13 protein-coding genes are annotated in these 15019 nt (G+C 44.3%); 8 read left to right on the forward strand and 5 right to left on the reverse strand.

What is annotated here, in order from left to right; genetic code table 11:
- Nucleotides 1-2: 2 nt before the first annotated feature.
- A complete protein-coding gene (rfbC, locus tag JHL22_RS08650) occupies nucleotides 3-548 on the reverse strand; it encodes a dTDP-4-dehydrorhamnose 3,5-epimerase (RefSeq protein ID WP_200236034.1) in 546 nt (181 codons plus the stop codon).
- A gap of 381 nt (nucleotides 549-929) precedes the next feature.
- On the opposite strand from rfbC, the gene JHL22_RS08655 reads away from it, so the two are divergent.
- Entirely contained in the window at nucleotides 930-2210 is a 1281-nt protein-coding gene (locus tag JHL22_RS08655) for an exopolysaccharide biosynthesis polyprenyl glycosylphosphotransferase (RefSeq protein WP_200236036.1), read from the forward strand.
- Here the strand turns inward: JHL22_RS08655 and rfbA are convergent, their stop codons facing one another.
- Together rfbA and rfbB are read right to left on the reverse strand one after the other, a co-directional pair.
- The gene (rfbA, locus tag JHL22_RS08660; RefSeq protein ID WP_200236038.1) at nucleotides 2211-3080 is read right to left on the reverse strand and encodes a glucose-1-phosphate thymidylyltransferase RfbA; all 870 of its coding nucleotides are present in this window, start codon (nucleotides 3078-3080) and stop codon (nucleotides 2211-2213) included. It abuts the gene before it with no gap.
- Between the two features lie 4 nt (nucleotides 3081-3084).
- A complete protein-coding gene (gene rfbB, locus JHL22_RS08665; RefSeq protein WP_200236040.1) occupies nucleotides 3085-4170 on the reverse strand; it encodes a dTDP-glucose 4,6-dehydratase in 1086 nt (361 codons plus the stop codon).
- A 324-nt stretch (nucleotides 4171-4494) separates the two neighbouring features.
- On the opposite strand from rfbB, the gene JHL22_RS08670 reads away from it, so the two are divergent.
- The 7 genes from JHL22_RS08670 (at nucleotide 4495) to JHL22_RS08700 (ending at nucleotide 11755) form a co-directional block, all read left to right on the forward strand.
- Entirely contained in the window at nucleotides 4495-6123 is a 1629-nt protein-coding gene (locus tag JHL22_RS08670; RefSeq protein ID WP_200236042.1) for a hypothetical protein, read from the forward strand.
- A gap of 58 nt (nucleotides 6124-6181) precedes the next feature.
- A complete protein-coding gene (gene rffA, locus JHL22_RS08675; protein WP_407926769.1) occupies nucleotides 6182-7318 on the forward strand; it encodes a dTDP-4-amino-4,6-dideoxygalactose transaminase in 1137 nt (378 codons plus the stop codon).
- Nucleotides 7319-7489: 171 nt separating this feature from the next.
- On the forward strand, nucleotides 7490-8782 hold the full coding sequence (locus JHL22_RS08680) for an ATP-grasp domain-containing protein (RefSeq protein ID WP_200236047.1): 1293 nt from the start codon (nucleotides 7490-7492) through the stop codon (nucleotides 8780-8782).
- 1 nt (nucleotide 8783) lies between these two features.
- Nucleotides 8784-9743, forward strand: a complete 960-nt coding sequence (locus JHL22_RS08685; protein WP_200236049.1) for a glycosyltransferase family 2 protein — start codon at nucleotides 8784-8786, stop codon at nucleotides 9741-9743.
- Nucleotides 9736-10389 carry a class I SAM-dependent methyltransferase gene (locus tag JHL22_RS08690; protein WP_200236051.1) on the forward strand — a complete coding sequence of 218 codons (654 nt, stop codon included), beginning with the start codon at nucleotides 9736-9738 and terminating at the stop codon, nucleotides 10387-10389. The genes JHL22_RS08685 and JHL22_RS08690 overlap by 8 nt, the downstream gene beginning before the upstream one ends.
- On the forward strand, nucleotides 10386-11333 hold the full coding sequence (locus tag JHL22_RS08695; RefSeq protein ID WP_200236053.1) for a polysaccharide deacetylase family protein: 948 nt from the start codon (nucleotides 10386-10388) through the stop codon (nucleotides 11331-11333). The genes JHL22_RS08690 and JHL22_RS08695 overlap by 4 nt, the downstream gene beginning before the upstream one ends.
- A 44-nt stretch (nucleotides 11334-11377) precedes the next feature.
- On the forward strand, nucleotides 11378-11755 hold the full coding sequence (locus JHL22_RS08700) for an EamA family transporter (protein WP_200236055.1): 378 nt from the start codon (nucleotides 11378-11380) through the stop codon (nucleotides 11753-11755).
- A gap of 31 nt (nucleotides 11756-11786) precedes the next feature.
- Here JHL22_RS08700 and JHL22_RS08705 read toward each other — a convergent pair whose 3' ends face one another.
- Entirely contained in the window at nucleotides 11787-13814 is a 2028-nt protein-coding gene (locus tag JHL22_RS08705) for a hypothetical protein (RefSeq protein WP_200236057.1), read from the reverse strand.
- A 63-nt stretch (nucleotides 13815-13877) separates the two neighbouring features.
- Nucleotides 13878-15011 carry a glycosyltransferase family 4 protein gene (locus JHL22_RS08710; protein ID WP_200236059.1) on the reverse strand — a complete coding sequence of 378 codons (1134 nt, stop codon included), beginning with the start codon at nucleotides 15009-15011 and terminating at the stop codon, nucleotides 13878-13880.
- Nucleotides 15012-15019: the final 8 nt, after the last annotated feature.

The following is a 15019-nucleotide window of genomic DNA, read 5'->3' on the forward strand; positions in this document are numbered from 1 at the left end:
AATCATTCAAATACTTCCGCTTCCCTGAAACCCACACCCTTTTCATCTTTCACCGACAAAACAGGTGCCCCCTTCAACGGCCATGAAATAGCCAGATCCAGATCATTCCAGGTAATGCAGCGTTCATGTTCAGGGGCATAATAAGTACTGGTTTTATACTCCACCTCGGCCTCCTCGGACAGCACCAAAAACCCGTGCGCAAAGCCTTCGGGTACCCAAACCTGGCGTTTATTTTCAGCGCTTAACTCTTCGGCCACCCATTGCCCAAACGTGGGCGAAGCGCGACGTAAATCCACCACCACATCAAAAATACGGCCAAGCACCACCCGCACCAGCTTGGCCTGCGGTTGTTGAATTTGATAATGCAGGCCGCGCAACACATTGGCCTGGGAACGGGAATGGTTGTCTTGCACAAAACTTACCCGCCTACCCACCGCCTGCTCAAACTTCCTGGCATTAAAGCTTTCCATAAAAAAACCGCGTTCATCGGCAAATACATCGGGTTCAATCAGCAAGACATCGGGAAGGCGGGTTTTAATAACGTTCATGGTTCAACTGTCTTGAAGCAGACGCAATTAATGATCGCTCTTGGCTGATGCCGGCACAAATGAGCTTATCGATGTTCACGACGGGATCGCCAGATTGACCAAGCTCATCCAGGATGAAACTACGGCTAAAGAACCCGGAGCCGCCAGTTACGAAAATTGTCATAAAAAACTTTAAAATTGCCCAAAATCATACAAAAAACTTACAAATTATTATGTTTATGCAAGATTGTCATCTTTTCAGATGCCATTTACGGTTATATTACTAGTATTTTTATAATCAGCATAAGTCATATTATTTCAATAATTGAATATTTATATGCATGGCATTGTAATCTTACACTATGCACTAAAAATTAAAAATTTCGGTACAATCTTAACAATATGCGCTTAACATCCCAGTCACGTTTTCATAAGCTGTATGAAAAAATCCTGCTTTCCCGCTTTGTCTCAATGCTACTGGGCTTTATATTATGCGTATTATTGCCTTTTTACATCCATTACGGCTTCAAGAACTACTATATTGATCAAGGCCAGTTTAATGCCTTAATCATTAGTTCAATTGCCTTCATCCTTACCCACATCTGGTGCAACTATCTAACCAACTCTTATCCGGGTGGAAAGTCTGCAGCCTTGCTGGCGCCACAAATTCTTACCGTTTATGGTTTTTGCATTCTGGCAACTTTCCTGTTTTATTTTCCCGTTTCACGGCTGATTCTTGTAACCAGCGGTTTAACCACCCTGTTCTGGTTGCACATAGAATACATACTTACTTTTAGAATGCGCAAACCTAAACTGGCCGTCGCTAATCAAGCTAAAACGCAAGAATTGATCGCGCTAAATAAAAAAGGTCATGACATTCGTGTACTGGAAACACCCAACCTGAATAATGTCCGCTATGATGCCGTGGTTGCAGACTTTAAAAGCATCACGCCAGAGTGGGAACGCTTTCTGACTAAATGTGCCCTCAACCGTATTCCGGTTCTTAACTCGGAGCAAGTTTTTGAGTCTCTGACTGGTCGAGTCAGGATTAGGCATATGACAGAAAACAACATTGGGTCATTACTGCCCTCCCCTTTGTTTGAGTTTATTAAGACTAGTTTTGACTGGGTTGTCGTACTCCTGACACTTCCCCTCACCCTGCCACTGGTCCTGATTACTGCCTTGCTGGTAAAACTAGAATCTCCCGGACCTGCCATTTTCTGTCAAAACCGGGTTGGTAGAGGCAACAAGCCATTCCGGATGTATAAAATCAGAAGCATGCGCCATGATACTCAGACAGAATCCACCGAAGTGTTTGCCGAGGAGGATGATCCCAGAACGACCAGAGTTGGCAAAATCATAAGAAAATTGCGCATCGATGAACTGCCACAGTTTTTGAATATTCTGAAAGGCGAGATGAGTCTGATTGGCCCCCGACCTGAACAACCCAGTTTTGTAGAAGAATATGACAAAAAAATACCCTTTTACAGTTACCGTCATGTTGTAAAACCCGGCATTACTGGCTGGGCACAGGTACGATATGGATATACCTCAGATACTGAAGAGGCCCAGATCAAGATTGAACATGATTTCTTTTATATTAAACATTGTTCAATCTCACTGGATTTTTACATTACGTTATTAACTATAAAGACTATGCTGACTGGGTTTGGTGCCAGATAACTAAGCTTGATTCAGCAAACCCAATAAATATTGCCCATAACCTGTTTTTGCTAACGGTTTTATTTTTTCCATTAACTCTTCCTTAGACAACCATCCATTCCGGTAACCAATTTCTTCCAGACAAGCTATTTTTAAACCTTGCCTGTTCTCGATGGTTTGTACAAAATGCCCTGCCTCCATCAGGCTACCATGCGTTCCGGTATCAAGCCATGCAAAACCGCGTCCAAGCAATTCAACGTTTAACGTTCCCTGCTCCAAATATGTTTGGTTTATAGTGGTAATTTCCAATTCACCACGAGCTGATGGTTTAACATTTTTAGCGATATCAACAACATGATTATCATAAAAATACAAACCCGTCACTGCCCAATTTGATTTAGGTTGAAGCGGCTTTTCTTCAATAGTTAAAGCTTTAAAATTCTCATCAAATTCGACAACACCAAAGCGCTCCGGATCCTGAACATGATAGCCAAATACCGTAGCGCCTTCTTTACGCTCTACCGCTTGTTCAAGTTTATTACCAAAACCCTCACCAAAGAAAATATTGTCACCCAGCACCAGACAAACACTATCTTTCCCGATAAATTCTTCACCAATAATAAATGCCTGCGCTAAACCATCGGGACTGGGTTGTATGGCATAACTTAGATTAATACCATAATCAGAACCATTACCTAACAGACGCTTATACCCAAACATATCCTCTGGCGTACTTATGATTAAAATATCCCTGATGCCAGCCAGCATGAGCACTGACAAAGGGTAATACACCATAGGCTTATCATAAACAGGTAACAACTGCTTTGATACTCCTTTTGTTATAGGATATAACCTTGTTCCTGAACCACCTGCTAAAACAATTCCTTTCACCTTATTATTCTCCCAAGCCTAAACGTTGTTGATGATAGGTTCCCGCTTTAACACGTTGCCACCAATCCTCATTATCCAGATACCATTGAACCGTTTTACGTAAACCGGTTTCAAACGTTTCTTCAGGTTGCCAACCCAATTCTTTTTGAATTTTACTTGCGTCTATGGCATAACGTGCGTCATGACCGGGACGATCCTGCACATAAGTAATTAAATCCGTGTACGCTGCAATATGTTGTGTATGTGGATTATTGGCCACTGGCTTCAACTGTTCCAGTAAAGAACAAACCGCTTTCACTACATCGATGTTTTTCTTTTCATTATGACCACCAATATTATAAGTTTTGCCTACCGCTGCCTGAATCAATACGGTATAAAGAGCCTGTGCATGATCCTCAACATACAACCAATCCCGTATTTGCTCTCCTTTTCCATAAATGGGCAACGATTTGCCACTCAGGGCATTTAGAATGACCAGTGGAATCAGTTTTTCAGGAAAATGATAGGGACCATAATTATTTGAGCAATTGGTAATTAAAACAGGTAAACCAAAAGTCCGCCCCCACGCCCTTACCAGATGATCACTGGATGCCTTGGAGGCGGAATAAGGGCTACTGGGTGAATAGGGTGTATCTTCGACAAAAAGGTCTGTCGTACCATGCAAGTCGCCATACACCTCATCGGTAGAAATATGATGAAAGCGGAAGTTACTCTTAATCCCATCCGTCACACTAGACAAATATGAGCGAGTTGCCTCAAGTAAGGTGTAAGTTCCCATTATATTAGTCTGGATAAAAACACCCGGTCCGTCAATTGAACGGTCAACATGACTTTCAGCGGCCAAATGCATAATATGCGTTGGCTGATATTGTTTAAAAATGGCATTAATCTTTTCGGCATCACAAATATCAACCTGCTCAAAATGGTAGCGCGGATTGTTTTGTACCGCAGCAACCGAATCCAAATTACCAGCATAAGTCAGTTTATCAATATTAATGACGGTGTCGTTTGTGTTATTGATAATATGCCGTACAACCGCCGACCCAATGAATCCGGCACCACCAGTAACTAAGATTTTTCGATTTATCATAATACTCATAACTTACAGAACAGTGATTTGGATCAAGATGCGATGCTATCCCTGAATAAGCAACTTTGCTTTTTTATAAAATTCAAATCAGTTTTAAGGATAATCATTTAAAAAATTTCAACATGTGTCTTCTTGTATCTTATACCAAATGCAAGTAAGATGGGTATTGAATTATTCTGAATAAAAAAACACAAACCAAAAAACGTTTTGGTCTCTTCAGCTGCAAACTGATGAGCGCCATACTGTTTCATGTAATTGCTATGCTCAACCTGACAAAGAAATCTTTTATTTCACTAATTTTTTAAAAGGAATGGTCGTCTTCTCGTGGTCAATGCAAGCAGATTTCCTCTGTATCAAAAAAATCCTTGGTTTTTATGGGATTTCCTGATTTCCTTACTATTTGTATCTGCTCTTTGTTTTTTCTTTGAGCCATACTGGAATACCAACGATGATGTCGCCATGTCAATGGTGGCACACGGCTATGGGTTTGCCGCAGTCAGTTCACCAACTATAGTTTTTTCCAATGTTCTCTGGGGCCATCTGGTTCGCTCCATCCCTCAGATAAATGGGGTCTTAGGATATTCTATCGTCACTCTTGGCACACTGGTCGGAATAAGTACAGCTATATTATTCGTATTACGCCAACTTGGAATTGGCTTACTGCTATCTCTATTCATCCTATTATTTATACTTGTACGCCCTGTACTTTTACCTCAATTTACCATTAATGCCGGCCTGCTTGCCGTAGCAGCCATTGCATGTTGGTCCCTTTATGAGCAGCAGGAAAAAAAATATGCCTTGTTAGCAGGATGTATGCTTGCTTTCTGCAGCTATCTTGTCCGTAACCATGAGTTCTTACTGATCATCCTCATTGCCTCACCATTCCTGCCCTGGTCAAAATTACTTAAAGACCGGGCAGCACAAGCGGCTGCAATCGTTCTTATAATCGCCATCAGTATTGCCACCTTTATTGACTATCAAGCCTACCAAGGCAGTGAATGGCAGGCATTCACTGCCTTAGACCCTGCCCGTGCACCATTCACCGACTTTCGGGCCGACATTCAACTCAATCAGCATCCGGAAATCCTGTCGCGACATGGTTACAGCACGAATGATATTAATTTAATTACAGAATGGTTCTTTGTTGATCCTGCTATTGCAAACCCGACGGCATTAAATGCAATGCTAACTGAACTGGGTCCTCTCGCTGCCCAACCCAACTCGCTCATCAATGGTTGGGAGGGCATTCAGGCGCTTGCGCACCCTGTTTTGCTACCTAGTGTTGTGGCTGCCATATTGTTGCTTTTCATATTGCCAAGTCGAAAACTCTTCATAACTTGGGTACTGTGCCTTATGACCTTATTTACCTTAGGTCTGCTTGGTCGGCCGGGTGTACTGCGCGTTTATATTCCTGTGTTGGCTTTAATGTTAATTGCCCCATTCCTTGAACACTCTGCCCAGCACACACACAAGCGTTTATCCTGGCACCTGGCACAGGCAGTGATCATTGTCGCTGCAATCGTCAACACCCTACAGATTTTCTCTGATTCCAGGGCAACACAACAGTACTCAGAAGCAATCCGCAAGAATCTGTCTGGTTTCCCGAATGATACCGTTGTAGCATGGGGCTTGGTATTTCCTTATGAAAATGTTTATCCGGTTCTAAAACAATCAGAGTCTGCCATGAAATACCAGCATTACAGTCTGGGAACAGATATCCTTGCGCCATTTTCACGGGCATTTCTTGAGGAAAAGAACGGTACGGGTATGATTGCGCGACTGATTTCCAAGGATGGTGTTCCTATTATTGCTGACGCCCCCCTGTTTAACCTGCTCGCGATTTACTGCAAAGAACATTTTGACGGGGATTTGGAAGAACTTGCCAGTCAGCAATATGGCCACATTAATCTTAGTTGGCGCCGATGCAATACCCAAAAAACTCAATCAGAGTAAAGCCGGCTCAATGCAATGTCATGAACAATAATTAACGCAGATCACAAAAGGAAAAATGATGAGTCAGAAAGTTCCATTCAATTGGCCCCATATGACGGGTAAAGAACTTCATTACATCGCGGAGGCACACCTGAATGGCAGTCTTGCCGGTGATGGCCCCTTCACAAAACGCTGTCACGCCTGGTTAGAGCAAAAAAGCGGTACCGCCAAGGCATTGCTCACACACTCCTGCACGGCTGCTTTAGAAATGTCCGCCCTATTGCTGGATATTAAACCTGGTGATGAAATCATCATGCCATCATATACTTTTGTGTCAACAGCCAATGCCTTCGTGCTTCGCGGTGGTGTTCCGGTCTTCGTTGATATTCGAAACGACACCTTGAACATTGATGAAACCCTCATTGAGGCAGCGATCACCCCGCGTACACGAGCCATCGTCGCAGTACATTATGCCGGTGTTTCCTGCGAAATGGACACCATTATGGAAGTTGCCAAACGCCACCACCTTCGGGTAGTTGAAGATGCTGCCCAAGGCTTAATGTCGTACTACAAAGGACGGGCGCTAGGCAGTATTGGTGACCTGGGAACATACAGCTTTCATGAGACAAAAAATGTCATTTCCGGAGAGGGCGGTGCATTATTGGTCAATGATCCTGACTTGAAGCTGCGTGCAGAAATCATCCGTGAGAAAGGGACGGACCGCAGCCGTTTCTTTCGTGGAGAAATCGATAAATATACCTGGCAAGATATAGGTTCTTCATTTTTACCAGGAGAGTTGATCGCCGCTTTCTTATGGGCCCAGTTTGAAGAAGCCGAACGTATCACAACGCAACGGCTGGCAAGCTGGCAGCACTATCACGGTCAACTTGAAACGCTTGAGGCCAAGGGAGTACTGCGTCGGCCAATCGTACCAGAGTCCTGTCAACACAACGCACATATGTACTACGTACTGCTAGCACCGGAAATTAACAGGCAAGAAATTTTAGCCAAGTTGAAGCAACAAGGAATTTTGTCTGTATTCCACTACATCCCCTTGCACTCTTCACCTGCTGGCTTAAAGTACTGTAAGACTCATGGCGATCTCGAGGTAACGGTTCGTCAATCCGAACAATTGATTCGATTACCGCTTTGGGTAGGTCTTACTACCATGCTGCAAGACAAGATTGTTGAAGTTTTATGTGATGCCGTGAACTGATATTATCGCCATGAGCGTCAAAGTGCCCATATTCCCAAGACCGGTCTTGTCAATAAAAACCTGGAGCAAAGACAAGCTCAAAAATACGCTACAATCAGTAAAAAAAGTTACCTGTCAAAAATAAAATAATTCAATATCAAACACCCATGCAACTTTAGAGGGGAGCATTTCATGGAGAGGCACCGGTCAAAAATCACGGCTGACTCAGTGGTATCTGTATCAAGCGCGGTAGACAAATCTGGCTCATCACAAAACACCATATTATTTCTCGGTGCCAGTTCCCAACAACTGGCACCGATCAATTATGCACGGCAAGCCGGGTTTAAAATCATTACATGTGATAATCGACCTCACAATCCAGGCCACAAACTGGCAGATTGTTCTTACGATATAAGTACAACTGCTTTGCAAGACATTTGCGATAAGGCCGAAGAGCAGGAAGTTGATGCCGTTATTGCCTATGGTACCGATGTCGGTGCTCCCACCGCGGCCTGGGTCAGCGAACGTCTGGGCCTGAATGGCAACCCATACAATGCCGTCATCACCTTGACCGATAAAGGCAAATTCCGCCAATTTCAGAAAGAGAAAAAGCACTTCACTCCCAAGTTCTTGATTTTAAATCAGGAGCGCTTGAAAAATGAAGCCGACTTACCTGCAAAGATTCTTGAAGAACTGGATCTTCCCCTTATTATCAAGCCGGTTGATGCCAGTGGTAGCAGGGGTATTAACCGTGTCCATGAAAAGGAACAATTGCAAAATGCCCTGGCACTTGCCACTGAAAACTCAAGAAGTGGCGACATCATTATTGAAGAGATGATTCCCTATATAGGTTATCAAATCTGTGGTGAAGGTTTTTTGCATAATGGAAAAATTATCTTTCATGCATTTGCCGATGAACACTTTACACCTGGTATATCACCCCCCGTTGGTGAAACCTTCCCCAGTTCAGCAAGTGAAGCACAGGAGCAAAAAGCGGTTGGCGTCCTCCAGGACATTTTCAGTACATTAGGCATGCGCAAGGGGCCATTTAATTTCGATTTGTTTTACCTGCCCAATGGTGAAGTATTTGTTATTGAAATCGGTCCCCGTAACGGTGGCAACCGGATGCCGGAAGCCATTGCCAATGCTTACGGGGTCGATATGATCGCAGCAACCGTCGAGTCTGCTCTGGGTAACGATGTACAACTTGAAAGGCAATGGCTTCGTTATAGCGCAACCTATTCTGTCCATAGTAAAAAACCAGGCATATTTGAACGTGTTGAATACGATCCAAAAATCCAGCCACATATCGTCAATGAACAAATGTTTGTCAAACCCGGTGAAAAGGTACAAAGGTTTTCACAGGGCAGTGACATGCTCGGCTGTCTGATTCTGACATTCGACAGCCAGGATCAAATGATCTCAATGATGCAAGACATGGATCAGCTTATCCAGGTCTTGGTTAATGATGAGGATATCCACTGATATGACAGTACCTGAAATATCCATTGTTGCAACCATGTATAAATCACAGGACTACGTAGTTGAATTTTGTGAGCGTGTGAATGCAGCCATGAGCCTCTTGGGCAAATCCTTTGAAATCATTCTGGTCAATGATGGTTCCCCGGACCGTTCTGCAGAAATCGCCAGGGAATGCTGTGACAGATTCGGAAATGTTATTCTCGTCGACTTGTCGAGAAACTTCGGCCATCACCAGGCAATGATGGCGGGATTACGTCACGCAACAGGCAATTACATTTTCCTGATCGACTCCGATCTCGAAGAAGAACCGGAATGGATCCTACAGTTCTGGCCAAAACTGTTCGAAGATAACTGTGATGTCATTTACGGTGTACAAGCCTCACGTCGAGGCAATCTAATGTCCAAAATAAGCGGGCGACTTTATTACCAAGCCACCCGACTTCTCACGGGTCTGCCAATGCCTTTTGACCTGGTTACCGCACGTCTGATGACACGTAATTATGTCGATGCACTGCTTCAATTTAAGGAGCGTGAAATAGACATTGCTGCGCTTTGGGTATTGACGGGCTTCAAGCAGCAAGCCTTTCCCGTCACCAAGCACGACAACAGTCCGACCACATACACGCTAAGTAAAAAAATCGCCCTGCTAATAGACTCCATTACTTCCTATAGCAATCGCCCATTGCTTGGCATTTTTTATTTTGGCGCCATCATGGCCATGGTTTCCAGTGCCTTCGCGTTTTACCTTATCCTTAACCGTATTTTCTTTAATTCATCACTTGAAGGCTGGACTTCGGTCATGGTGTCTATCTGGCTGATTGGCGGCTTGATTATTTCTTTCATAGGAATAATCGGAATCTACCTGGCCAAGGTTTTCTCGGAAACCAAACAACGCCCACTCATGATCGTCAAAGAAATATATCCAGGTAAGCACTTGAGCAACCAAGGGAAGAACTATGATTAACGAGTACCTGAAACAGAACCGGTCTGTTATTCAACGTGCCCAAACCTTCAATAATGACCAGCTTGAACGTCACGCCATCTCCCCGCAGGGTGTTGGCTGGAACGGTGAAGAATCACAATCTATCCGCTATGAACAACTGCTTCGTATTTTACCGTCTGCGCCCGATACAGGCATTACGATCAACGATGTAGGCTGTGGTTATGGCTTCCTGTGGCACATGTTATCCGACAACAACAATATTGTTAAATATCGTGGCTATGATATTTCAGACAATGCGTTGGTCACATCTGCCCGAGCACAAATGAGCGCAGCCGATGACCGGGTTGAATTCCACCATTTATCGGATATTGAAATTGCCGATTACTCGGTCGCCAGCGGAATTTTCGGCATGCGGTTTGACTTCGAACCAACCGAGTGGCATGCATATATCCTTGATACACTTGATGTCCTGGATCAATACAGTCGTCATGGATTCGCATTCAATATGCTAACTTCCTACTCGGATCCAGACAAACTGAAGAATGATTTATACTATGCGGATCCCTGCCTCTACTTCGATATCTGCAAGCGCAAATACGCCAGAAATGTTGCATTACTGCATGATTATGGACTTTATGATTTCACCATTTTGGTAAGAAAAACGTGAGCATATCCACCCGGCTCAACTCTTCCCCTGAAGATCTGCCTGTTTACTTAACTATTGATGTTGGTCCCACTGATGCGGTAATGGGTCATGGTCATGCTGCAGCCCCTTCATGGGAAGTCACCTTCCAGGGTCTTGAATCCCTGTTCAAAACCATTCCCTTCCTTGAACAACAGATACAACGTGCTTTGCCAGTCACCTGGTTTGTCAGGGCTGATCGATTTATTCATCATCAGTTCGGTGATCGCCTCGCTATTATCAATCGTTTCCTGGATAACATGGGCAAACTGATCCATGATGATGGGCATGAATTGGGCTGGATGCCACAATTACCTTCCGGTCAGGCCAATGGGATCATGTATGAAGACCTGCTCAACACTTGCCAGGCTGTTAGAAGCATTGTGCCAACTCTGAACAGTGTCCGCATGGGGGATTGCTACCATGATAATACCAGCATGCAAGTGCTCAATCAGCTGGGCATTCGCTTTGATAGCTCTGCCCTGCCTGGCCGGGTGAAACATGATGCTGGCTGGTGCATGGATTGGCAAAAAACGCCACAATTTGCCTACCATCCTTGTCATGATGACTACCGTCTTGCCGGGCACCCCGCAATGGACATACTGGAAGTGCCACTGTCAGTCGCCCCCATTTTGGCTCCTTACGATTCAGTAGCCTTATTGCGTTACCTGAACCCCTGTTATGGTACTGATATCTGGTCTCAGGGATTCAATGAACTCATTGCAACAGCACCTTATATGGTGCTTATTTTGCATCCTGATGAACTGGTATCACGCAACACTCCGGGCCATCCACTTGTATCGTACTCACAAGAAACCCTCATCAACAATATCCTTAACATGATTGATAGAGCGTCCCTCCTGGGGCGAAAAATCTCTTTTCAAACCATCGGCCATTTTAACCCGGCAAACCAATTCACCATTTATTGAACTTCCTCCCCCACAAGCTTAACAAAATCCAAAGGATCAACCATATGCCATTTCGTTTCACTGACCACCTCTACATTTTTGCGACCATCGCCTTCACCGTCTATGGGCAGCTAATCCTTAAATGGCGAATGGTACAACTGGGTGAGATGCCTGTCGCATCTGCTGCGAAACTCAAGTTTCTCATCATGGCCGTATTTGACCCGGCTATCTTTTCAGGCTTTTTCGCCGCGTTCCTGGCTTCTCTGGCATGGATGGCGGCAATGACGAAATTTGAACTCAGTTATGCTTATCCTTTCATGAGCCTGAATTTCGTCATCGTTTTACTGCTCAGTGCATGGTTACTGCATGAACCAATCACCATGAATAAAACCATTGGAATGGTGCTAATTGTTGCAGGCACCATCATAGCAAGCCGAACATAACGCGATGGAAACACGTTAAGCCGGCAAGCTTTTATTGGGCATTGGCCGATGGCAGGCGTTCCAGAGTTATTCCTTTTAACACAAGACGCTCATTACCTAATGCCCATACCCGGAACTCCATTGTCTGTGGCTTATCAAGGGTGAAATAGAGGGGCTGAGGATGTTCACTGGATGTAAGCGTTGTCTCTGCATACATCTTACCTTCGTTGCCAACCACATCAAGCCTGACAACTCCGGCCGGATTATGGGCAGCCAAAATATCAAAACTCACCTTGTAATGCCCTGGATCAACCGTAATATAAGGCCCATAGTGTAAAGCGCCTGACTCTCCCTGCCCGGCCACGAGAACATGCGCCTCCTTCTCAAAATGCCCGATCTGCTTTGAAGCATGTTCGTTCATTTTGAATGTAAAAGGGGCCTCAAAGCTGGCATCCCACCCTGGCAAATGATTGGCCAGATTATCCTTGAAGACATAAATTTCGAAATCCTTAATTGCATAATGTCGGATGGGTTCCACATTATATTCCTCAAGGGCATCCCATTTAATATGCTTCGCCTCTTCATTGGTCAGCAATAAAAAGGTTTCTCCATGCCACGCTGAGGGCCGGTACCACCGGTTAGAAGACAAATGCCGCACGGGAACGGGAATCCCGTTTTTTATGGATATCTGGCGTACCAATGATTTCTCATCACTCAAAACGCTCACAACACCTGCATTCCAGTATGTGGCATAACCATACTCAAGCTTATTGGCAACAAGAAAATCCACAAGGTCTTGTAGCTGCGTATGGTATTGGCCTGGCTGCCCCCATGCCATCTCTACCCGCTCCTTCGGCGACGAGTGATAAACCAAATAACCATTCACAAGATAGAAAACAGTCATAAAGGCCATGCCGATTGCCGGAAGTGGTGATCTGACCCGGTCTATGGAACTCATTAATAACGTTATAAAGCCCAAAAACAGGGAAGGCACCAGATACCTTGCACTCTGAACCGGGTCACTCATATCTGCAAGGGTCGTCGTAATATATATAAAGAAAACCCCGGCAAACGCAATGACAGAAAAAACACCCAAGAATTTCATGCCATCGTCAGCATAACGAAAAGCCTTATAAACTGCCCATGGAACCAATAAAGTGATGATAACGGCAACCGCTAACCGTAAGGCTTCATAAACACCTGTGGGACTAACCATGGGTTTGCCTGGCGTTGGAAAACCACCAAAAATAGATAAAACACCCAGAGGCACCAGGCTGAGATTTTTCAGCATCAGCTTATAGGGAAGCCAAAGCGCATTTCCCACTGTCAGTATGTTTATGACGCCTGATAAAGTATAGAAATGCAACGAAGCACCAATGCCAATACCCATAAAGAATATGGCAAGCGCCTGCCAAAGCTTATGGCGACCAACAGCACTCCCCATCCAAAGCAACCAACAGACTGCCGCTAAAAAAGGAAGTCCGTAACTTATTGTGGCCCTCTGTGGATTTTCCCAATACACCAGCGTCACAAGAAGAAAGAAAACCACTCCCCATACAACCGCAAATTTTCCGTTGGATTTAAAAAATTTCCAAGCAAACACAATCAGATAGCAACAAACCGTCACATCAAAGCCATAACTGACCTGCCCATATAGATTTTCTGCCATAAAACTGGAGACACCCGCTGCAGCAACCGCCACAATAAAAATACGGCGTACGAGACTTAAATTTGTTATACCTGAAATAAACCAGATAGCACTTAATAGCAGTATGGAAAAAATCAAGCCGGAAATGGCATGGACGGTAAAACCGGCCGGCATGAACCCGAGCAGTGGAATAATGAATGTATGTCCAAAAAAAACAAAAAGATCATTATTTATATAATTCCAATCATTTGGAAAATAATCTTTGGTATCAAAAATCTCTCTTGCCAGTAAAACCTTAACCGCACTATCTGAATGAAACTCAGGTTGATATTCAATAAACAGATACCAAACAAGCAAACCGATATTGGTCACAAGAAATGCTACTGCCACGCCAAGTGCCAAATGATTCAATATTTTCTTATTCTTAATCACAACCCTTCCTCAAAATAAGCGCATCAACCAGACAGTTACAGAAAACGAAAGTTTATCAAGTACTTATAACTTCTGATAAACCGCAATGGTTTCCTGCGCACACCGCTCCCATGAAAAACCGGCTGATTGCTGCAATCCTTGTGTCACAGCCTGCGTTCTCCAGATGTTATCTTCCAATCCCTTGAGAAGATTCATGGCTAACGTTTCAACATCCATGGGTGCACACATTAACGCGGCAGAACCCACCACCTCTGGCAAAGAGGAACTGTCAGAACAGACAACAGGCACACCTGAACTCATTGCTTCCAGCACAGGCAATCCAAACCCTTCATATAGGGAAGGAAAAGCAAATAACCTTGCCCCCGCATATAAACCCGGTAAATCTTCTGCTGGCAAAAAGCCCAAATATCGGGCCCACCCTTGTCTTTCAGCGTCTTTAATCCGTGCATGAATGGCCTCACTTTGCCATCCTTTATAGCCTGTGAGAATCAAAGGCCATTGGCGCCTAACGCTGACAGGCAAACGCGCATAGGCATCCAATAATGTCACGATATTTTTACGTGGTTCTATCGTTCCTACAAAAAGACTATATCCCTGGTACTCAAGCTGATAGCGCTTTAACAAAGGTTGCAGATCAACCTCAGGATAAGGCTGAAACTCGGGTGCACTAGCCAATGGAACCGCATGTATCTTATCCATTGCCAGACCTGAAAACTCCGCCAACTCACAGCGCGTAAACTCTGAATCAGTGATTAAGCGATCCGCCCTGTTAAGTGTCGTACGAAGTTCTTTCTGCAAATAACGTACTTTTACCGGATCGTGACACTCAGACCAGGTAAACGGTGAAAGATCATGAAAAGTGGCCACTTTCCTTCCGGGAAACACAGGCAGAAAAAAGTTGGGGCTGTGATAGATATAATCGCCATGCTTGCGCAAGGCTTTGGAACGAAGCCAGGGCATCAATAAACGATATGCCTCCATGGCCAGATAGCTCTTTTGAACTATCCGTTTAAGCCCATGTACAGGATTATCTTTCAAGTCGGATTGCGGCAGTTCCTGCAAAAAACGAGTTGCTGAAAACAATTTCAGCTCATCAATACAGGAGGATGTGCGCAACGCTTTAGCCAGCTCATAAGTGTAACGACCAATCCCGGTTAATGGAAAACGTATAGGCTCGACATTAAGTATAACTTTCATGCTTAACC

The organism is Advenella mandrilli, from assembly GCF_016595155.1.
GTDB lineage: Bacteria > Pseudomonadota > Gammaproteobacteria > Burkholderiales > Burkholderiaceae_B > Advenella > Advenella mandrilli.